The 18,734-nt window shown below is 72.1% G+C and carries 15 protein-coding genes; 3 read left to right on the top strand and 12 right to left on the bottom strand.

From position 1 onward, the window contains the following. Window positions 1-224: hypothetical protein (locus ACZ6TU_RS26090; protein WP_469551378.1), on the top strand; the 224-nt coding region annotated here is incomplete at its 5' end. A gap of 126 nt (window positions 225-350) precedes the next feature. Here the strand turns inward: ACZ6TU_RS26090 and ACZ6TU_RS26085 are convergent. Continuing rightward, entirely contained in the window at window positions 351-1,358 is a 1,008-nt protein-coding gene (locus ACZ6TU_RS26085) for a stage II sporulation protein M (RefSeq protein WP_467673497.1), read from the bottom strand. A gap of 128 nt (window positions 1,359-1,486) precedes the next feature. Here ACZ6TU_RS26085 and ACZ6TU_RS26080 point away from each other — a divergent pair, with 128 nt between their 5' ends. After that, window positions 1,487-2,470, top strand: a complete 984-nt coding sequence (locus tag ACZ6TU_RS26080; protein ID WP_467673495.1) for an RDD family protein — start codon at window positions 1,487-1,489, stop codon at window positions 2,468-2,470. Between the two features lie 36 nt (window positions 2,471-2,506). On the opposite strand, the gene ACZ6TU_RS26075 is transcribed toward ACZ6TU_RS26080, so the two are convergent. The 9 genes from ACZ6TU_RS26075 to ACZ6TU_RS26035 form a co-directional block, all read right to left on the bottom strand. Continuing rightward, the gene (locus ACZ6TU_RS26075) at window positions 2,507-3,121 is read right to left on the bottom strand and encodes a hypothetical protein (RefSeq protein ID WP_467673493.1); all 615 of its coding nucleotides are present in this window, start codon (window positions 3,119-3,121) and stop codon (window positions 2,507-2,509) included. A gap of 121 nt (window positions 3,122-3,242) precedes the next feature. Further along, window positions 3,243-4,700, bottom strand: a complete 1,458-nt coding sequence (gene ahcY, locus ACZ6TU_RS26070; protein ID WP_467673491.1) for an adenosylhomocysteinase — start codon at window positions 4,698-4,700, stop codon at window positions 3,243-3,245. A gap of 362 nt (window positions 4,701-5,062) precedes the next feature. Then, complete coding sequence (locus ACZ6TU_RS26065) at window positions 5,063-6,043, bottom strand: cation diffusion facilitator family transporter (protein ID WP_467673489.1); 981 nt, start codon at window positions 6,041-6,043, stop codon at window positions 5,063-5,065. Window positions 6,044-6,196: 153 nt separating this feature from the next. After that, the gene (gene manA / locus ACZ6TU_RS26060) at window positions 6,197-7,348 is read right to left on the bottom strand and encodes a mannose-6-phosphate isomerase, class I (protein WP_467673487.1); all 1,152 of its coding nucleotides are present in this window, start codon (window positions 7,346-7,348) and stop codon (window positions 6,197-6,199) included. 55 nt (window positions 7,349-7,403) lie between these two features. Next, window positions 7,404-8,531, bottom strand: a complete 1,128-nt coding sequence (locus tag ACZ6TU_RS26055; protein WP_467673485.1) for an SIS domain-containing protein — start codon at window positions 8,529-8,531, stop codon at window positions 7,404-7,406. Window positions 8,532-8,659: 128 nt separating this feature from the next. Next, a complete protein-coding gene (locus ACZ6TU_RS26050; protein WP_078945647.1) occupies window positions 8,660-8,830 on the bottom strand; it encodes a Trm112 family protein in 171 nt (56 codons plus the stop codon). 170 nt (window positions 8,831-9,000) lie between these two features. Further along, window positions 9,001-10,365, bottom strand: coding sequence for a phosphomannomutase/phosphoglucomutase (locus ACZ6TU_RS26045; protein WP_467673482.1), 1,365 nt, complete (start codon window positions 10,363-10,365; stop codon window positions 9,001-9,003). A 102-nt stretch (window positions 10,366-10,467) separates the two neighbouring features. Continuing rightward, complete coding sequence (locus ACZ6TU_RS26040; RefSeq protein WP_467673545.1) at window positions 10,468-12,084, bottom strand: L-lactate permease; 1,617 nt, start codon at window positions 12,082-12,084, stop codon at window positions 10,468-10,470. Window positions 12,085-12,202: 118 nt separating this feature from the next. After that, the gene (locus tag ACZ6TU_RS26035) at window positions 12,203-12,625 is read right to left on the bottom strand and encodes a DUF3499 domain-containing protein (RefSeq protein WP_010034669.1); all 423 of its coding nucleotides are present in this window, start codon (window positions 12,623-12,625) and stop codon (window positions 12,203-12,205) included. Between the two features lie 294 nt (window positions 12,626-12,919). On the opposite strand from ACZ6TU_RS26035, the gene ACZ6TU_RS26030 reads away from it, so the two are divergent. Then, window positions 12,920-13,375 carry a metallopeptidase family protein gene (locus tag ACZ6TU_RS26030; RefSeq protein ID WP_467673480.1) on the top strand — a complete coding sequence of 152 codons (456 nt, stop codon included), beginning with the start codon at window positions 12,920-12,922 and terminating at the stop codon, window positions 13,373-13,375. A 21-nt stretch (window positions 13,376-13,396) separates the two neighbouring features. On the opposite strand, the gene ACZ6TU_RS26025 is transcribed toward ACZ6TU_RS26030, so the two are convergent. Beyond that, on the bottom strand, window positions 13,397-14,923 hold the full coding sequence (locus ACZ6TU_RS26025) for a DUF5719 family protein (RefSeq protein ID WP_467673478.1): 1,527 nt from the start codon (window positions 14,921-14,923) through the stop codon (window positions 13,397-13,399). Further along, window positions 14,920-18,627 (bottom strand): glycosyltransferase, encoded by a 3,708-nt coding sequence (locus tag ACZ6TU_RS26020; protein ID WP_469551369.1) that lies wholly within the window; start codon window positions 18,625-18,627, stop codon window positions 14,920-14,922. The genes ACZ6TU_RS26025 and ACZ6TU_RS26020 overlap by 4 nt, the downstream gene beginning before the upstream one ends. Window positions 18,628-18,734: the final 107 nt, after the last annotated feature.

Genomic DNA, 18,734 nt, shown 5'->3' with positions numbered 1-18,734 from the left:
CTTCGGTCTTGCGTTTCCGACTCTATCAGATCTTTTCTCGATCCGATTTCCTCGGTGCTTTCCAGGTTCCCGCTTCCGCGTTTCCCTTTCCGGCGGTTCCGACTTTATCAGAGGTTCCGGGCCGGATTGACCGGCCACTCATTTCCGATTCATCGGGAGGGGCTTCAATGAAATCAGCGATTCATGAAGCAGACAGATGCTCACTGTCGCCGATCTGGGGCTGAACCCCATGTCCAGGCAACTGTTCGAATCTACCTCCCCGCATGCGCCGTGTCAACGGCTCCTGTGGGGCGAAGAGGAGACTAGCAGCTGAACGGACGTGGTCGCACATCCGGCGGCCGCAGGGCCGTTCAGGCAGCCATCGGGACGTTGGCGCTGCGTTCCGCTGCCTCGACGTCGCCGGTGTCGCCGGCGCGGGCGGCGCGGCCGCCCAGGACGTAGACGTAGGCAAGGAAGGCCATTTCGGCGACGACTCCGATGGTGATGCGGGCCCAGGTGGGGAGGCCGGACGGGGTGACGAAGCCTTCGATGGCGCCGGACACGAAGAGGACCATCGCCAGGCCGATGGCCATGCCGATGGCGGCACGTCCCTCTTCCGCGAGAGCTGTGCGTCGTGTGCGTGGGCCCGGGTCGATGAGGGTCCAGCCGAGGCGCAGGCCGGTGCCGGCGGCCACGAAGACGGCGGTCAGTTCGAGCAGGCCGTGCGGGAGGACCAGGCCGAGGAACGTGTCGAGGCGGCCGGCCGAGGACATCAGGCCGACGCCGATGCCCAGGTTGAGCATGTTCTGGAAGAGGATCCAGATGACCGGGAGTCCCAGGAAGACACCCAGGATCAGGCACAGGGCGGCGGCCCAGGCGTTGTTCGTCCAGACCTGGGCGGCGAAGCTGGCGGCCGGGTGGCTGGAGTAGTACGTCTCGTACTGGCCGCCGGGACGGGTGAGCTCGCGCAGTTCGCTGGGAGCCGCGATGGAGGCCTGTACTTCGGGGTGAGTGCCGATCCACCAGCCCAGGAGCGCCGCGACCGCCGTGGACAGCAGGGCGGTGGGCACCCACCAGTGGCGTGACTTGTAGACGGCCGCCGGGAAGCCGTGGGCGAGGAAGCGGGTGACGTCGCGCCAGGAGGCGCGTCGGGTACCTGTCACGGCACTACGCGCGCGTGCCACGAGTTGGCTGAGCCGGCCGGTCAGCTGGGGATCGGGGGCGCTGGACTGGATCAGGGAGAGGTGGGTGGCGGCGCGTTGGTAGAGGGTGACGAGTTCGTCGGCTTCGGTACCGCTGAGGCGGCGCTGGCGACGGAGCAGAGCTTCGAGGCGGTCCCACTCCGCTCGGTGGGCGGAGACGAAGACGTCGAGGTCCATCGGTGTGCCTGCTCCTCGGCTGTTCGTCGGCGGCTCGTCGTGGATCAGCTTGTCGTACTGCGGCGCGATGCGCCCTCAGCTTGGCAGACTGGCCCTGTCGGGGGCAGGGCAGGGGAAGGACGGCGGGCGTGAGTGAGCTGGTGACGGGCGAGGCGGTGGCGCTGGAGCTGCGCCCCGCGAGGTTGCCCAGCAGGGCGCTGGCCGTGTTGCTGGATCTTGTGGTGGCCATGGCCGTCTACGTCGCGGTGACCATCGCGATCGTGGTTTCCACTGCCTCGCTTGACGAGGCGGCACAGACGGCACTGTCGATCGCGACGTTCGTTCTCGTGCTGGTCGGCGGGCCGATCGCGGTGGAGACGCTCAGTCATGGGCGCTCACTCGGGAAGATGGCGTGCGGTCTGCGTGTGGTGCGGGACGACGGAGGGCCGATCCGGTTCCGGCATGCGCTGGTGAGGGGCTTGATCGGGGTGATCGAGATCCTCATGACCTTTGGGGTCGTCGCCTGTATCGCCTCGTTCGTGTCGGCGCGTGGGCGACGGCTGGGGGATGTGTTCGCGGGAACGCTCGTCGTTCGGGAGCGGATTCCGGTCGCGCGGACCGGTTACGTGCCGCCTCCGCCGCCCTGGATGGCGGGGCGCTTCTCGGGGCTCGATCTGTCTGCGGTGCCCGACGGTTTGTGGCTCGCCGTCCGTCAGTACCTGACGCGCATGCAGCAACTGGACCCGCAGGTGGGCTGGTCCATGGCGGAACGGCTGGCGTCGGATCTCGCCGAACGTACGGGGGTTCCGGTGCCGCAGGGCGTTCCGCCGGCGGCTTATCTGGCGGCGGTCGTGCATGAACGGCAGTCGCGGGAGGCTCGGCGGGCTTTCGGGAGCGGGTCGGCCGCTCCGGCTGCTGAGGCCGCTCCGGCTGCCGATGCGGTTTCACCTACCGAGACCGCTTCGGCCGTGGGCGCGGCATCCGCTGCGTACGGACCGCCGGTTGTGCCGCCTGGTGCGGCGTCCGAGCCGGCTGGTGCGGCTGGCGAGTCGTCCGGCGGGGCTCGGCCCGCGGAGTCGCATGAGGTGCCGGTGGGCGATCGCCCCGGGACCGGGTTCGTGCCGCCGGCGTAGGGGAGGGCGGGGCTTCCCGATCAGCGAGGGCTGTCCTCAGGGAAACACCGACGGCGGTGATTCGAGGTCTTCGAGCTCGATGCCGGGGGCCGCGAGCACCACGTCGCCGGCGATGTGGACGGCGTGCCGTTCGCCCGTGTCCAGGGCTGTGACCTGGTATTCGTCCACGGTCAGGGGGCCGTTGTCAGTGGCGTGTGCTTCTCTTTTCAGCAAGGTCCACGACTGGTCCACGGTGCGCGGAGCGAGGACCGGGTCCGTGAAGGCGACGAGGCGTACGCGGGTGCCGACTGCGGAGGGGGTGAGGCGCAGGAGACGGGTGGTGGCGACGAGGAACGCCGGGGAGGTGCCGGTGAAGGCGTGGGCGCGCACATTGCCTTCGGTGGCGTCGGTTCCGGTGGGGTCGGTGCGGACCCAGGTGACGCCGTCGAGGGCGGCGCCGCGGACTTGCCAGGCGGCGGCGTGGAGTTCGAGGCGGATGGGGCGGCCGAGTTCGTCGAGGGTGAGGTCGACGGAGCCGTGGTGATCGCCCGAGGGGGTGGTCAGCTGGGAAACGTAGCGCCAGCCGGAGGGGCCGATGGCGCAGTGGAAGTGCTCTTCTGCGAGGGGGGTGTGATCGTGCGGATCGTGGAGCGAATAGCGGCCGCGGGGCATGGGGGTCCTGGGTCTTGACGGGCTGGGCCGGTCGCCGGCCCGTCAAACGGGGCAGGCCCCCGACACGGGGGTGCGGGGGCCTGCCTCGGAGGACCTGACCGGCAGCGCTGTGCTGCTCGGCTCAGTAGCGGTAGTGGTCCGGCTTGTACGGGCCCTCGACCTGCACGCCGATGTACTCGGCCTGCTCGGGGCGGAGCGTGGTCAGCTTCACGCCGAGCGAGTCGAGGTGGAGGCGGGCGACCTTCTCGTCGAGGTGCTTGGGCAGCACGTAGACGCCGGTCGGGTACTCGTCGGGCTTGGTGAACAGCTCGATCTGGGCCAGGGTCTGGTCCGCGAAGGAGTTGGACATCACGAACGACGGGTGGCCGGTGGCGTTGCCCAGGTTCAGCAGGCGGCCCTCGGAGAGGACGATGATCACCTTGCCGTCGGGGTAGGTCCAGGTGTGGACCTGGGGCTTGATCTCGTCCTTGACGATGCCGGGGGTCTGGGCGAGGCCGGCCATGTCGATCTCGTTGTCGAAGTGGCCGATGTTGCCGACGATGGCCTGGTGCTTCATCTTGGCCATGTCGCCGGCCATGATGATGTCCTTGTTGCCGGTCGTGGTGATGAAGATGTCGGCCTTGTCGACGACCTCGTCGAGGGTCGTGACCTGGTAGCCGTCCATCGCGGCCTGGAGGGCGCAGATCGGGTCGATCTCGGTGACGATCACGCGGGCGCCCTGTCCGCGCAGGGACTCCGCGCAGCCCTTGCCCACGTCGCCGTAGCCGCAGACGACCGCGGTCTTGCCGCCGATGAGGACGTCGGTGGCGCGGTTGATGCCGTCGACGAGCGAGTGGCGGCAGCCGTACTTGTTGTCGAACTTCGACTTGGTGACGGCGTCGTTGACGTTGATCGCCGGGAACAGGAGGGTGCCGTCGCGCTGCATCTCGTACAGGCGGTGGACGCCGGTCGTGGTCTCCTCGGTGACGCCGCGGATCTCCGAGGCGAGCTGGGTCCACTTCTGGGAGCCGTCGGTGATGGTGCGGTTCAGGAGTTCGAGGATGACGCGGTGCTCGTCGTTCTCGGCGGTGTCGACGGCGGGGACCTTGCCGTCCTTCTCGTACTCGACGCCCTTGTGGACGAGGAGGGTGGCGTCACCGCCGTCGTCGAGGATCATGTTCGGGCCGCCGGTGGGGCTGTCCGGCCAGGTCAGCGCCTGCTCCGTGCACCACCAGTACTCCTCCAGGGTTTCGCCCTTCCAGGCGAAGACCGGGACGCCCTGCGGGTTGTCGGGCGTGCCGTTCGGGCCGACTGCGATGGCCGCGGCGGCGTGGTCCTGGGTGGAGAAGATGTTGCAGGAGGCCCAGCGGACCTGCGCGCCGAGGGCGACCAGGGTCTCGATGAGCACGGCGGTCTGCACGGTCATGTGCAGGGAGCCGGTGACGCGGGCGCCGGCCAGGGGCTGCGCCTCGGCGTACTCCTTGCGGATCGCCATCAGGCCCGGCATCTCGTGCTCGGCGAGGGTGATCTCCTTGCGGCCGAACTCGGCCAGAGAGAGGTCGGCGACCTTGAAGTCCTGTCGGTTGTCGACAGTCGTCATTGCGAGCTGCTCCTCGGGGTTGGGGCGAGGTGGGTACGGCTGGTCTGCGCGGCGGCGGACACAGGGGTGCCCGAAAGAGGACACAGGCATGCCCGCGTGTGCGCAGCGCAGTCCGTCGGAGGCCCTCTCTCCCTCGGCCGGTCCGCAGTGGACCGCCCGACCGCCATCAGCAGCGACGTCTGGCTCCGTCCCAAGCTACACCGGGGGCGCCTGCGATCCCCAGTCCGCAGGGAAACACATCAAGCCGATCCCGTGACGGGCGGGGGTGGGACTGTCGGTGAGGTGCGGGGGCGGTGGAAGGCGGCGGGGCCCGCCGAGTGGTTCGGCGGGCCCCGTGGCCGGAGGAGTCGTACGAGGGGGTGTCAGTGGTCGGTGGGGTGCGGGGTGGGGCCACCGGGGCTTGCCTCGGGGTCGGGGCCCTTGGCGGCTTCGGCCTCGCTGTAGATGTCCGGCTCGAGGTAGATCACGCGGGCGATCGGGACGGCCTCGCGGATGCGGGACTCGGCCGCGTTGATGGCGGCGGCGATCTCGGTGGCCGTCTCCTCGTGGCGGACGGCGATCTTGGCGGCGACGAGGAGTTCCTCGGGGCCGAGGTGGAGTGTGCGCATGTGGATGATGCGGGTGACCGTGTCGCCGTCGACGACGGCGGCCTCGATCTTCTGGGTCTCCTCGACGCCGGCGGACTCGCCGAGCAGCAGCGACTTGGTCTCGGCGGCGAGGATCAGGGCGATCAGGATGAGCAGGATGCCGATGCAGAGGGTGCCGATGCCGTCCCAGACGCTGTTTCCGGTGAGCAGGGCGAGGCCGACACCGCCGAGCGCGAGGATCAGGCCGACGAGGGCGCCGAGGTCCTCCAGGAGGACGACCGGGAGCTCGGGGGCCTTGGCGTGGCGGACGAACTCCTTCCAGGAGCGGCGGCCGCGCAGGACGTTGGATTCCTTGATGGCCGTGCGGAAGGAGAAGGACTCGGCGATGATCGCGAAGACTAGGACGCCGACCGGCCAGTACCAGTGCGTCAGCTCGTGCGGGTGCTTGATCTTCTCGTAGCCCTCGTAGAGGGCGAACATGCCGCCGACCGAGAAGAGGACGATGGAGACGAGGAAGGCGTAGATGTAGCGCTCGCGGCCGTAGCCGAAGGGGTGTTGCGGGGTGGCCTCGCGCTTCGCCTTCTTGCCGCCGAGCAGGAGCAGCGCCTGGTTGCCGGAGTCGGCGAGCGAGTGGACGGACTCGGCGAGCATCGACGACGAGTTGCTGAAGATGAACGCCACGAACTTCGCTACCGCGATCGCGAGGTTGGCGGCCAGTGCCGCCACGATCGCCTTGGTGCCGCCTGACGCGCTCATATGTTCGCGTTGTCCCTTCGTACGCCGTTCCAGGGCCCGGACGCTCGCCTTGCTGCGCCGCCCGCGACTTTGCCCGTGCTTGACGGTGGGCCATTGTTGCAGCCCGCTGCGGCGGCGGTGCGTCAGGTCACCGTCACGGGGTCGCCGGGGCGGTCAGGCGACGACCGTGGCGCGGAAGAGCGTGCCGGTTCCGGATACTTCGGCCTTTTCGCCGGCCGGGACGAAGACGGACCGGCCCGGGGTCAGGTCGTGCTCGCCCGCCCGGACGGTGCCGGCGGTGCAGAGCAGGATCTGCGGGGTCGCGCGGATGAGGTCGTGGGCGCCGCCCGCCTCGGGGAGGACGTAGCGGGACAGGCGGAACTCGTCGATGGGGGTCTCGTAGAGCTCCTCGCCGTCCGGGGATGCCTCGGGGCGCAGGACGCCGGGGTCGCTGGGCCGGAAGCGGACGATGCGCAGGAGCTCGGGGACGTCGACGTGCTTGGGGGTGAGGCCGCAGCGCAGGACGTTGTCGGAGTTGGCCATGATCTCGACGCCGAGTCCGTTCAGGTAGGCGTGAGGCACGCCGGCGCCGAGGTAGAGGGCTTCGCCGGGCTGGAGCCGGACGTGGTTCAGCAGCATCGCGGCGATGACGCCGGGATCGCCCGGGTAGTGGTGGGCGATGTCGGCGTAGGGGGCGTAGGCGCCGCCGAGGCGGGTGCAGGCGGAGGCCGCATCCGCGACCGTGCGGGACATCTCCTCGGGGTCCGCGGTGAGGATCGCCGTGAGGACCTCGCGCAGGGCGGCGTCCTCGGGGTGGGCGTGCAGCAGGTCGACGTACGGCTTGAGGGAGTCCACGCCGAGGTCGTCGAGCAGGTCGGCGGCCGCGAGCGGGTCGCGGAAGCCGCACAGGCCGTCGAACTCGGTGAGGGCGCAGATCAGTTCGGGCTTGTGGTTGGCGTCCTTGTAGTTGCGGTGCGGGGCGTCCACGGGGATGCCGCGGCGCTCCTCGTCCGCGTAGCCCTCCTTGGCCTGCTCCAGGTCGGGGTGGACCTGGAGGGAGAGCGGGGCGCCGGCGGCGAGGATCTTGAGGAGGAAGGGCAGGCGGGGGCCGAACTTGGCGGCGGCGGCCGGTCCGAGTTCCTTTTCCGGGGCGGCGTCGATGACCTCGACGAGCGTGCCTCGGTCGGTGCGTGAGGGTGCGCCCGGGTGGGCGCCCATCCACATCTCCGCCTGCGGCTCGCCGGTCGGTTCGGTGCCGAGCAGGTGCGGGATGGCGGTGGGGGAACCCCAGGCGTAGGGGCGGATGGTGTTGTCGAGGCGGTCCATGGGGGTCTCTCTGCGTGTTCGGGCGCGCGGGCGCGTCAGGGTGTCCCGGGCATGATCAGGCCCTCGAAGCGAGCGCCAGGTAAACCGCGGCGAAATCCGTGATGGCGATCAGTTCCGCGAGGGTCTCCAGCTCGCCGCCCTCCTCCGGTTCCAGTTCGCTGATCGGCGTGTCGTGGCTGAGGGCCAGGTCGCGGGCGCCGGGGGCGGCGGTGAGGCCGCCGATGGGGCGGTCACGGAGGAGCACCACGCGCGCGTGCAGGGCGGGTGGTTCCTCGACGCGGTCGCGGAAGAAGTCGTCGGGGTCGGCGCTGGCGGCCAGCGGGCCGGCGAGCAGGGCGCTGTGGGCGGCGAGGGCCTCGGGGAGCTCCGCGACGACCGCGGGGGTGCCGGACAGCTCGGCGAGCGCGGCGGCGAAACGGCGGCCCGCCGGGCCGGCCGAGATGCCCTCGGTCCAGACGACGGGGAGCGCGTCGGCGAGTTCGGCAGCGAGGGTCTTGGCGGGGTTGCTGTAGGTGGCGATGGCGGGGCCGCAGCGTTCGGCGACGGCGTCGAGGCGGTCGGCGACCTTACCGAGGGCGTCCGGCGGGGCTGCGAGCACTCCCGTACGGTCCAGCAGCGCGAGCAGTGGGGTGAGCAGCGCCCACAGGACGCCGGGGGCGGAGGCGGCGAGGGGCTCCTCCTGGTCGTACGGGGCGGTCGCCATGGGGACGAACAGGCCGTGCGAGCCGTTCACCGCGTCGGCGAGCGGGGAGCGGCTGGGGGCCACGGCGACGACGTTGCAGCCGCGGCGGTAGGCCTGTTCGGCGAGGAGGGACAGGCCGGGTTCGCTGCCGTCCGGGGTGGTGATCAGGAGGAGGTCGACGGAGCCGACCCAGCCGGGCAGTTCCCAGCGCAGGGCGCCCGCTGCGGGGGCGACGCCGGTGGGGGCCAGCCGTGTGACCGGGCTGCCGGCGCCGGCGAGGGTGCCGATGAGGTCGGCGGCGTGGGTGGCGGCGGCGCCCGGGCCGGCGATGAGGACGGCGCGGGGGCGGCCGTCCGGCTTGAGGTCGTTGATGCCCGCCTCGGCGGAGTGGCGGGCGGCCGTGCGGACGCGGGCGCCGGCTTCTGCGGCGCCGCGCAGCAGCCCGCGGTGGTCGGCCTCGGAGAGGCCCTCCGGGGAGTCGAGCAGCGATTCGTCGAGCATGGGCGGCAGCCTCCGATGGCCGGGGTCCGTTCCGGGCCCCGCTTTTTGGGGTTCCTACGATCCGTGCCCGTTGTGCCGGGGGCTATGTGCACCGGGGGTTCACGCGAGTGTGTCTGCCCGGGAGGGGCCTACGCGGGGCGGCGGGCCTCGTCGACCAGGAGGACGGGGATGCCGTCGCGGACGGGGTAGGCCAGGCCGCAGTTCTGGTCGGTGCAGAGCAGTTCGGTGTCCTGCTCCTTGAGGGGGGCGTGGCAGGCCGGACAGGCGAGGATTTCGAGGAGGCCGGCTTCGAGTGCCATGCGGGTTCCCTTCGGGGGTCGGGCGGGGTGTGGTTGGTGCTCGGGTGGTGCGGATGTGCCTGGTCAGGGTACCGCCGGTGGGTGGCGTGAGGCGGGGGTGCTTGTGGGTGCGGTGGGGCGGGGTGAAGGGGCTTCGCCCCTCTGACCCCACCAGGGGGCTCGCGGCCCGGTCAGGCCCTGATGATCGCCAGTGCCTCGTCCCTCACCCTGGCCATGGTCTCCGGGTCCCTCGCCTCCGCGTTGAGGCGGAGCAGTGGCTCCGTGTTGGAGGGGCGGACGTTGAACCACCAGTCGGTGGCGGAGACCGTCAGGCCGTCCAGGTCGTCCAGGGTGATGCCCTCGCGGCCTTCGTACGCGGAGCGGATGGCGGCGAGGCGGGCCGCCTGGTCGGTGACCGTGGAGTTGATCTCGCCGGAGCCGGCGTAGCGGTCGTACTGGGCGACGAGGGCGGAGAGGGTGCCCGGCTGGCCGCCGAGGGCCGCCAGGACGTGAAGGGCGGCCAGCATGCCCGTGTCGGCGTTCCAGAAGTCGCGGAAGTAGTAGTGCGCGGAGTGCTCGCCGCCGAAGATCGCGCCCGACCGCGCCATTTCCGCCTTGATGAAGGAGTGGCCCACACGCGTACGGACCGGGGTGCCGCCGTTCTCCGCGACGACCTCGGGGACCGACCAGGACGTGATCAGGTTGTGGATGATCGTGCCCTTGCCGCCGTGCCTGGCCAGTTCGCGGGAGGCCACCAGAGCGGTGATCGCCGACGGGGAGACGGGCTCGCCGCGCTCGTCGACGACGAAGCAGCGGTCGGCGTCGCCGTCGAAGGCGAGGCCGAGGTCGGCGCCCTCTTCGCGGACCCGCTTCTGGAGGTCGACGAGGTTGGCCGGGTCCAGGGGGTTGGCCTCGTGGTTGGGGAACGTGCCGTCGAGTTCGAAGTACATCGGGACCAGCGTCAGGGGCAGGCCGGCGAAGACCTCGGGGACCGTGTGGCCGCCCATGCCGTTGCCCGCGTCGACGACGACCTTCAGGGGGCGGACGGAGGTCAGGTCGACCAGGGAGCGCAGGTGCGCCGCGTAGTCCGACAACGTGTCGCGGCCGGTGATGGTTCCCGGCGTCACGGCGGACCCGGGGGCGCCCGACTCGCTCCAGCGCTCGACGAGTTCGCGGATCTCGGCGAGGCCGGTGTCCTGGCCGACCGGGGCGGCTCCCATGCGGCACATCTTGATGCCGTTGTACTGGGCCGGGTTGTGGGAGGCGGTGAACATGGCGCCCGGCAGGTTCAGCGCGCCCGAGGCGTAGTAGAGCTGGTCCGTCGAGCACAGGCCGATCTCGGTCACGTCGGCGCCCAGCGCCGCCGCCCCGCGCGCGAAGGCCCGCGACAGGCCCGGTGAGGAGGGCCGCATGTCGTGCCCGGTCGCGATGGCGCTCGCGCCGGTGACCCGCACGAAGGCCGCTCCGAAGAGCTCGGCCAGGGACTCGTCCCACTGGTCGGGGACGACCCCGCGTACGTCGTACGCCTTCACGACCTGCGACAGATCAGCAGCCACGGCCAACCTTCCTGGAAAGTACTGTCGGTCCGCACAAACTACCCCCGGCCGCTGACAGCGCGCTGGGCGGCCGCGAAGAGGACTCCCAGCCGTCGCCTCAGGTCAGGGCAGCATCCAGCCCAGGGCGGACGTGCTCTGGCCGACCACGATCAGGCACATCACCAGCAGCAGGCCCAGGCTCCACGGCAGTACCTTGCGCAGCAAGTCGCCCTCACGGCCCGCGAGTCCGACGGCCGCGCAGGCGATGGTGAGGTTCTGCGGGGAGATCATCTTGCCGAGGACGCCGCCGGAACTGTTGGCGGCGGCCAGCAGGTCGGGCGACAGCCCCGACTCGCGGGCGGCGGTCACCTGGAGGGCGCCGAAGAGGGCGTTGGCCGAGGTGTCCGACCCGGTCACGGCGACGCCGAACCAGCCGAGGACGGGCGACAGGAAGGCGAGACCGGCTCCGGCCGCCGCCACGAAGTGGCCGATGGTCGCCGCCTGGCCGGAGAGGTTCATGACGTACGCGAGCGCCAGGACGGACGTCACCGTCAGGATCGCGAAGCGCAGCTCGTGGACAGTCGCGAGCCACTCCTTCACCGCCACGCGCGTGTGCACCCCGATGACGGCGGCCGTGCAGATCCCGGCGAGCAGCACGAGCGTGCCGCCGGTCGACACGATCGGCCAGGTGAAGACGTTGCCGCCGACCGGTTCGCCGTCGGAGCCGAGCACGTTCAGGAAGGGCCAGTCGTAGACCTGGGTGGCCTTGTCCAGCCAGTGCTTGACGGCCGGGATCTGGGCAACGGAGAAGATCAGGACGATCAGCGCGTAGGGGGCGTACGCGCGCAGGACCTCGCGGGGCGGGTCCTCCTCGTCCAGTTCCTCGCTTCGTACGCCGGTCAGCACGGAGGCGCGTACGGACTCGGCGGCGGGCACGCGCGCGTGCGGTACGGCGACCAGGGCGCCCGCGCCCGCCAGGGCGGCGCCGATGTCGGCGAGTTGGGCGGAGACGTGGTTGGAGGCGGCGAACTGGGCGACGGCGAAGGCGACTCCGCAGGCGAGGGCGGGCACCCAGGTCTCGCGCAGCCCACGCCGGCCGTCCACCAGCCAGACCAGCACGAGGGGCACCACGAGGGCCAGCAGCGGAGTCTGACGGCCCACCACGGACGCCACGGAGTCCAGCGGCAGCCCGGTGACCTGGGCGAGCGTGACGACGGGCGTGCCCATCGCGCCGAAGGCCACGGGCGCGGTGTTGGCCACCAGGGCGACGACGGCGGCGCGCACCGGTTCGAACCCGAGGGCGACCAGCATGACCGCGCTGATCGCGACGGGCGCCCCGAAGCCGGCGAGTGCCTCCAACAGCGCCCCGAAGCAGAAGGCGACGACGAGTGCCTGGATGCGGGGATCGTCGGAGAGCCGCCCGAAGGACCGGCGCAGGATGTCGAAGTGCCGGGTGCGGACGGTCATCCGGTACACCCACAGGGCGTTGACGACGATCCACAGGATGGGGAAGAGGCCGAAGACGGCGCCCTGGGCGGCACTGGAGAGCGTCTGCCCCAGGGGCATGCCGTAGGCGAGCCGGGCGACGAGAACGGCTGCGAGAAGGCCGATCAGGCCCGCCTGGTGCGCCTTCATGCGGACGCTGCCGAGCAGGACCAGGACGATCACGAGAGGCAGGGCCGCCACGAGGGCGGACAGGCCCAGTGAGCCGGCGACGGGTTCCAGTTCCTGGACGTACACGGGCGCCTCCCCGGTTTCCGTCATGCGAAAGCGATTTCTCGCGACCTCAAAACGGAATGGTCATGTCCGCGCCAAGCCCGCGTCAATGGGTGCGCGCGGGGAGGAACCGGGAGTGCGGTCAGTTGTCGGGCGACCGGAGGACGCGCAGGTGACCTCGCCGGGCGACCTCCATCGGGTCGGCCGCGCGCCCGCCGCCACCGGCCCCGGCGGCCCGCTCCTGGGGGCGGGCCGCCTCTCGCACGGCGTTCGCAAGCGCTTCCAGGTCGTCGCCGCTGGGGCGCGCCGGGGCCGAGCCGTCGAGGAGCCGGACGACCTCCCATCCGCGCGGGGCGGTGAGGCGCTCCGAGTGCTCGGCGCACAGGTCGTAGCAGTGGGGTTCGGCGTAGGTGGCGAGCGGGCCGAGGACCGCGGTCGAGTCGGCATAGACGTACGTCAGCGTCGCGACGGCGGGACGGCCGCAGGCGGTGCGCGAACAGCGACGTACAGGGCTCACGACGTTGGACGGTACCGCACTCTTGAGCGGGCCGCGACGACTCTCCACCAGGTCACTCCCCCGTGTCGTGCTGTGAAACGCCCCACACACCTCTTCCGGCACACCCCGCTGACCTGCCCGGACACGGTCGTCCGGGGTGTCGAACGACCCCTCAAGCGGTCAAGAGTCGTCACAAAACCCTCAATTGCCATGAGGTTGCCGGTCTCGGCGGGATACGGAATCGAGCCCAACCTTGGCTGGAATGGTCATGTAACGACATGCCGTACCGGTCGGCCGGAAGCCGTCCGTACCGCCGTGCGGTGCCGGGCGCTGGGGCGCGGCGAGGACTACCCTTCACCAGTGATGGACAAGCCCGTAACGCCCCGATCCGCCGCCCCCGGGCCCCGCCGCCGTGACCGCCACGGCCGGGGCATGCGCGGCCCGATCGCACCGCCACAGGTGCCGCTCGCCGCCAGCCGTGCGGAGGCGTTCGCGGACCTGGTGCAGGACTCCGTGGAACGCCTGGAGCGGCGGTGGCCGCAGCTCGCCGACATCGATTTCCTGGTGCTGGAGGTGCCGCGGCTCGACGGGCCCGGCCAGACCTGGAACGACGAGGCGGTTCCGCTGGGCGGCACGATCAGCGCCCGCGAGGGGCGCCCCGCGCGCGTGGTGGTCTACCGGCGACCGGTCGAGATCCGCACCAAGGGGCGCGACGAGCGGGCGGCGCTGGTGCACGAGGTCGTCGTCGAGCAGGTCGCCGAGCTGCTGGGGCTGACGCCGGAGACGGTGGATCCGCGGTACGGCGAGGACCAGGGCTGAGACGGCCGGCGGCCGGCCCGACTACCTCTGCAACACCGCCAGGTCCTCGTCCGCCTCCGGTACCGCGACCGTCCCCCGGTCGTCGGGGAGTGTCTGCACGGTGAAGCCGGGGACGCCGCCCTCCGTCGCCGCCAGAGTGCGGGCACCGTAGACCGGGCCGCCGGACTTCGGCTCGACCGTGAGCGCGTACGTGCCCTTCAGGCCGCTGGGGGCCGGGGGCTCGATGTCCTGGGTCGTGCCGGCCTTGATCGTGTACGTCTTCGACACCGGCGTGCCGCCCTCACTGCCCGCCGAAGCGGTGACCTCGACCGTGGCGGCGCGGCCGGGGGCGGTCAGGGAGAGCGTGCTGCCCTTGGCGCTGTTGTCCGCGGACGTCGCGCGCGTGCCGACGGGGCGGGTGGCCGGGATGAACGCCGTCTCCTGCTTGTCGCCCTTGCCGCGTACGACCCGCAGGGCCGCCACGACCGGCACGGACTGGTCCGTCGGCGTCAGCACCAGGGAACCCGCCTCGCCGCGTGTCACGTCGCCCAGGTCGACGGCGGTGGTCATGCCGCCCTTGACGTGCACCGTCTCGTGTCCGGCCGGGGTGATCAGCCCGGACGGGGAGGCGAGGCGCAGCTTGAGGTCCGCGTCGGCGTCGCCGGGGGTGAAGGCGACCAGGCGCACGGAGGTGGCGTCCTTGGGGATGCCGGGCAGGACCAGGCTGCCCGACGGGTCGGTGGACGCGGCCAGCCAGTCGCCGCCGAGCTTGTCGTCCAGGGCCTGCACGGCGGCGCCGACCCGCCCGCTGCGGACGTTCACGTGCACCGTGAGGTTGGGCTGCTGCTCGTCGGTGAGGGTGGACAGCAGGACCTGCTCGCTGGAGTGCGGCTGGACCGTGATGCCCTCCCCCACCGTGGACTGGATGGCGCCGTCCTTGCCGTAGAGCTCGATGTCGACCACGGCGGCCGAGTCGTCGGGGTTCGTCAGGTGGACGTAGTCGGTGCGGTCGGCCGCGGTGCTGGCGCCGGGGAACCAGAAACTCGTGTCCGGTGCCGTGCAGTTGACGCCTTGGAGGCCGCGCCCGGTCCCCGCGGCGACCTCCGTCGTCTCCTGGACGGTCCAGCCGGGCGCGAACCTGCCGTCCGCGGTCCCGACCAGCGCGGGCGATTCGGCCCCCGAGCTGTCACCGGTGACCGGCTTGCCGGGCTCCTTGGGGCTCAGCACGGGTTTCTCGGTCTTCCGCTCGCCGGACTTCCCGTCGTCCTTGCCCTTGTCTCCACCCGCGCCCGAGCCGTCTCGCGACTCCTGGGCGGCCACCTGGAGTTCGGCCTTGCCGCCGCTCCCGGTGCCCTTCGTGACGGGCGTGAAGGAGGTGTAGGACGTCTCCGCGATGTCGGACATGCTGGGCGCGGGGCACAGCAGGCTCGTGCGCTCCACGGGCAGTTGGGCCGCCGCCTTGGCGGTGGTGTCCGTGCCCGGGGTGTCCGGGGCGGACAGCGCGGCGAATCCGGTGACGGCGGCGAGCGCGGTCGCGCCGGCGATCAGGGACAGGGTCGTGCGGTTCACTGCTGGCTCCCGTCGGGACGCTCACTGCCCGTGCCGTGGGGGTGTTGCTGCTGCGCCGGGTCGTACGGCGTGCCGTAGCCCTGGGGGTAGGCCTGGTCGTAGCCCTGTTGGTGGTACGGCTGGTTCTGGGGCCGGCCGCCGTACGCGTACGGGTCGTGCTGGCCGCTCTGGTACGGATCCGCCTGGTACTGCTGTCCGTACGCGTCCGCCGGGTACTGGGCGCCCTGGTACTGGTCGCCGTAGTTCGCGTACTCGCCGCTCTGGTAGCCGGCGTCGCCCCTCCCCCAGGCTCGAACATCCTCGCCCGGGGGGACCCCCATCCCGTGGCTCTGCTGCTGGGGCACGGGGGCCGGCGGCTGCTCGGGCTGCGGCGGCGGGAACTCCTCGGGCTGCGCCGCCCCTTCGGCCTCGGCTTCCGCCTGGGCGCGCAGACGGCGGGCTCGGCGGCCCTCGCCTGCCACCGGCTGGGCCGGGACGGCCGGCTCCTCGGGCAGGTCGTCGTCGATGTCGCGGCGCCGGCCGGGCAGGGCGAGCACGACGAGTACGACGGCGAGGAGGCCCTGCGCCCACAGCCACACGGTGTGGCCGACCGGGTCGTCGTACGTGACGTCCAGCGTGCCTCCGGTGGCGGGGAGTTCGAAGCCCTGGGCCCAGCCGTCGACCGTGGTGCGGGTGAGCGGCTTGCCGTCGAGCGTGGCGGTCCAGCCGTCGGAGGCGGTGTCGGCCAGGCGCAGCACGCGTCCGTCGGAGCCTGCCGGGATCGTGGTGTGGATGTCGACGGGGCCGGCGGCGACGGGCTGGGGGGTGCCGGAGCCGGAGCCGGAGCCGGAGCCGGGGACGATGGTGGCGCGGGCGACCTCCTGGTCGATCTGCCACAGCGCGCCGCCGTCCTGCTGGCTGAGCCGGGTCAGGCCGGGCGTGGCGTCCAGGACGCGGGTGACGTCGCGGGGCGCGCCCTTGTGGACGAGGACGTAGCGCACGGCGAAGCCGCCGAGCTGGTCGGCCTGGTCGGCGCCGGAGCCGGCGACGAGGTTGGCGACGACCTTGTCGAGCCTGCTGTTCTCGCCGTCGGCCGCGGCGATCTCGCCGTCGCCGAGCCGGGCGCCGGAGCCGCGGACCAGCATGTATCCGACGTGGGAGGCGGAGTCGCTGTCGAGGACGAGGGTGCGGGCCTGGTCGCTGCTGCCGCTCTCCTCGGCGACGAACGCGGGGACCTGTGTCGGGTCGCTCCGCTCCAGGGGACCGTCGGCACCGCGGATCATCCAGCCCGCGGCGACGAGCAGCGGGCCCGCGGCCGAGGCGAAGGCGATCAGCACGGCGACCGGCTGGCGCCAGCCGAAGCTCTGCTCGGCCACGCGCGCGCGGGCCCCGTCGGCGCCGAGCGCGGCGGCCGCCAGGAGGGCGATGCCGTAGACGAGGGTCGCGGGTCCCGACCAGGTGGAGCTGTTGGACAGGACCGCGAAGACGAAGCCGGTCAGGGCGGCCGTCCAGGCCGTCCAGATGCCCAACTGGCGTTCCGAGCGGAGCAGGGCGGCGAGTGCGGCCAGCACGATGCCGGTCAGCATGAGGCCGCTGACGGTGCCGGGGCCGCCCGGGCTGGCGCCGAGCAGGTCGAGGGCGGAGGCGGCCGAGGGGCGGTACTCCAGACCGGCTTCCTGGAAGAAGCCGAACGGAAGCAGCGACAGCGACCAGGGCGCGAGGACCAGCAGGGGCGTGCCGAGCTGGGCGAGGAACCGCAGACCGTACGCCGTGATGTCGGCCCGGCGCAGGACCAGCAGCCCGGCGCCGAGGAGCAGCGCGATGGGCCACACGACCGGGGTGAACGCGGTGGTGATGGTCAGCAGCAGCGCGTACGCCCAGGTGGCGCGCCAACTGCCACGCGCCCCCGAGGGGTTGGCCAGGCCGCTGGCGGCGATGCCCGCGCGGGCGATGAGCGGCAGCAGCACGGCCAGGACGGCGGTGCCGATCCGGCCGCCGGCGAGGGCGCCGGTGGCGGCGGGCAGGAAGGCGTAGACGACGGCCGCCCACGCGCGCAGCAGCCGGGACTCGACCAGCGGGCGGGAGGCGAAGTAGGCGGTGACCCCGGCCAGCGGCACCGAGCAGACGAGCAACAGCGTGACGGCGAGGCCGGTCGAGCCGAACAGCAGGGACGCCAGCATCGCCACGAGCGCGAGGTACGGCGGCGCGGAGGAGGTGCCGCCGGCGGCGACCGGGTGCCAGGCGTCCAGGTAGCGCGCCCACAGCTCGGAGGAGTCGGCCGGGGCGGGCAGCAGGGCGCCGCCCGCGAGCGCGCCGCCGCCGAGGAGTTCGCGGCAGGCGACCAGGGAGACGAGCAGCAGCACCAGGAAGAGCACCGGGCCGGGCTTGCGCGCGATGCGCTTGAGCCGGGCGAACTGCTCGATCTCCAGGAAGTCGGCGTCGTCGCCGCCGGGGCCCGACTCGACGGCACCCCCGTGCCGTCCGGCGCCGGAGGCGACCTCGGGGTCGGAACGGCCGACGAGGTTGCTCGCGACCTGCTCGACGGTCATGCGGACGGTCGCGCCGGGCGGCGGGAACAGCGGCCGCAGCTCGTCCTTGTCGATCTGCGGTGTGCCTCTGCCGCGCCGCCCGGCGAGGATTCGCTCGGGCCTGAGCAGCGTGCCCATGAGGCCGCGGATCTCGTCGACGGCCTGTCCGGGGACCTTGCCGACGAGGTAGGCGACGGTCCGCAGCAGTGTGCCGAGCACGATCCGCAGCAGCACCCAGGGCAGCACGGCCGTACGCGTGTTGACGAGCAGGGTGTAGACGGCGCCGGCCTTGTCGACCTTGTGCGGGGAGGCGGCGGTGCGGCCCACGCAGTCGACTGTGCGGCGCTCGCGGGAGGCCGCCTCGGCGTGCCGGACGACCGCCTCGGGGGCGGCCAGGACACGGTACCCCGCCGCATGCGCGCGCCAGCACAGGTCGACGTCGTCGCGCATGAGGGGCAGGTGACGGTCGAAGCCGCCGAGCTGTTCGAAGACGTCGCGGCGGATCAGCATGCCGGCGGTGGACACCGACAGCACGGGCCGGACGTGGTCGTGCTGGCCCTGGTCCTGCTCGCGGCGGTCCAGGCCGGTCCAGCGGCGGCCGGAGTTGGCGATGCTGACGCCGACCTCCAGCAGCTGCCGCCGGTCGTACCAGCCGCGGAGCTTGGGGCCCACGACGGCCACGTCCTCGCGGCCCAGCTCGTACTCGCTGTCCACGACCCGCAGCAGCTGGGCCAGGGCGTCCGGTTCCGGGGCGCAGTCGTCGTGCAGCAGCCAGAGCCACTGCACCGGCTCTCCGTGCGGGAGCTCGGGCATGTCGTACGCGTCGTCGCGCCAGGAGCGGGTGACCGGGTCCCAGCCGCTGGGCCGCTTCAGGTACGGGAGCTGCTCCGGGGTGAGGACCGGGGCGGTGCGGCCGCACTCCTCGACTGCCTGGCCGAAGCCGGTGCGGCGGGCGAGGTGCAGCACGCGGTCGGCGCCGAGTGCCTCGGTGATCAGCTGGGCGGAGTCGTCCGCGCTGCCGGTGTCGGCGCCCATCGCGTACTGGACGGGTCGCTCCTGGCCGAGCAGCCCGGCGAGCGCGTCGGGCAGCCAGCGGGCGCCGTCGTGGGAGACGAGGACCGCGGTCACCACATGACGCGGGAACTCAGGTGTGGCAGCGCTGTGGTGATGAGCTGCCGAGTGGCTGTGCACGGACATCGAGGTACGGGCCCCGGTTCGGTGGACTGCGGTGGACGCCTGCGACCGGTGGGGGCAGCGGGGCGTCTCGGACGAGCGACCACACTATCGGCTGCGCAACAAGGGGG

Source organism: Streptomyces sp. NPDC052064, assembly GCF_055585925.1.
This window is presented reverse-complemented; position numbering and strand designations above follow the sequence as displayed.

What these genes read in the sequence shown, in the direction of transcription:
- ACZ6TU_RS26085 (WP_467673497.1), bottom strand. Translation starts at nt 1,358, where the DNA reads ATGGACCTCGACGTCTTCGTCTCCGCCCACCGAGCGGAGTGGGACCGC.
- ACZ6TU_RS26075 (WP_467673493.1), bottom strand. Translation starts at nt 3,121, where the DNA reads ATGCCCCGCGGCCGCTATTCGCTCCACGATCCGCACGATCACACCCCC.
- ahcY (WP_467673491.1), bottom strand. Translation starts at nt 4,700, where the DNA reads ATGACGACTGTCGACAACCGACAGGACTTCAAGGTCGCCGACCTCTCT.
- ACZ6TU_RS26065 (WP_467673489.1), bottom strand. Translation starts at nt 6,043, where the DNA reads ATGAGCGCGTCAGGCGGCACCAAGGCGATCGTGGCGGCACTGGCCGCC.
- manA (WP_467673487.1), bottom strand. Translation starts at nt 7,348, where the DNA reads ATGGACCGCCTCGACAACACCATCCGCCCCTACGCCTGGGGTTCCCCC.
- ACZ6TU_RS26055 (WP_467673485.1), bottom strand. Translation starts at nt 8,531, where the DNA reads ATGCTCGACGAATCGCTGCTCGACTCCCCGGAGGGCCTCTCCGAGGCC.
- ACZ6TU_RS26050 (WP_078945647.1), bottom strand. Translation starts at nt 8,830, where the DNA reads ATGGCACTCGAAGCCGGCCTCCTCGAAATCCTCGCCTGTCCGGCCTGC.
- ACZ6TU_RS26030 (WP_467673480.1), top strand. Translation starts at nt 12,920, where the DNA reads ATGGACAAGCCCGTAACGCCCCGATCCGCCGCCCCCGGGCCCCGCCGC.
- ACZ6TU_RS26020 (WP_469551369.1), bottom strand. Translation starts at nt 18,627, where the DNA reads ATGTCCGTGCACAGCCACTCGGCAGCTCATCACCACAGCGCTGCCACA.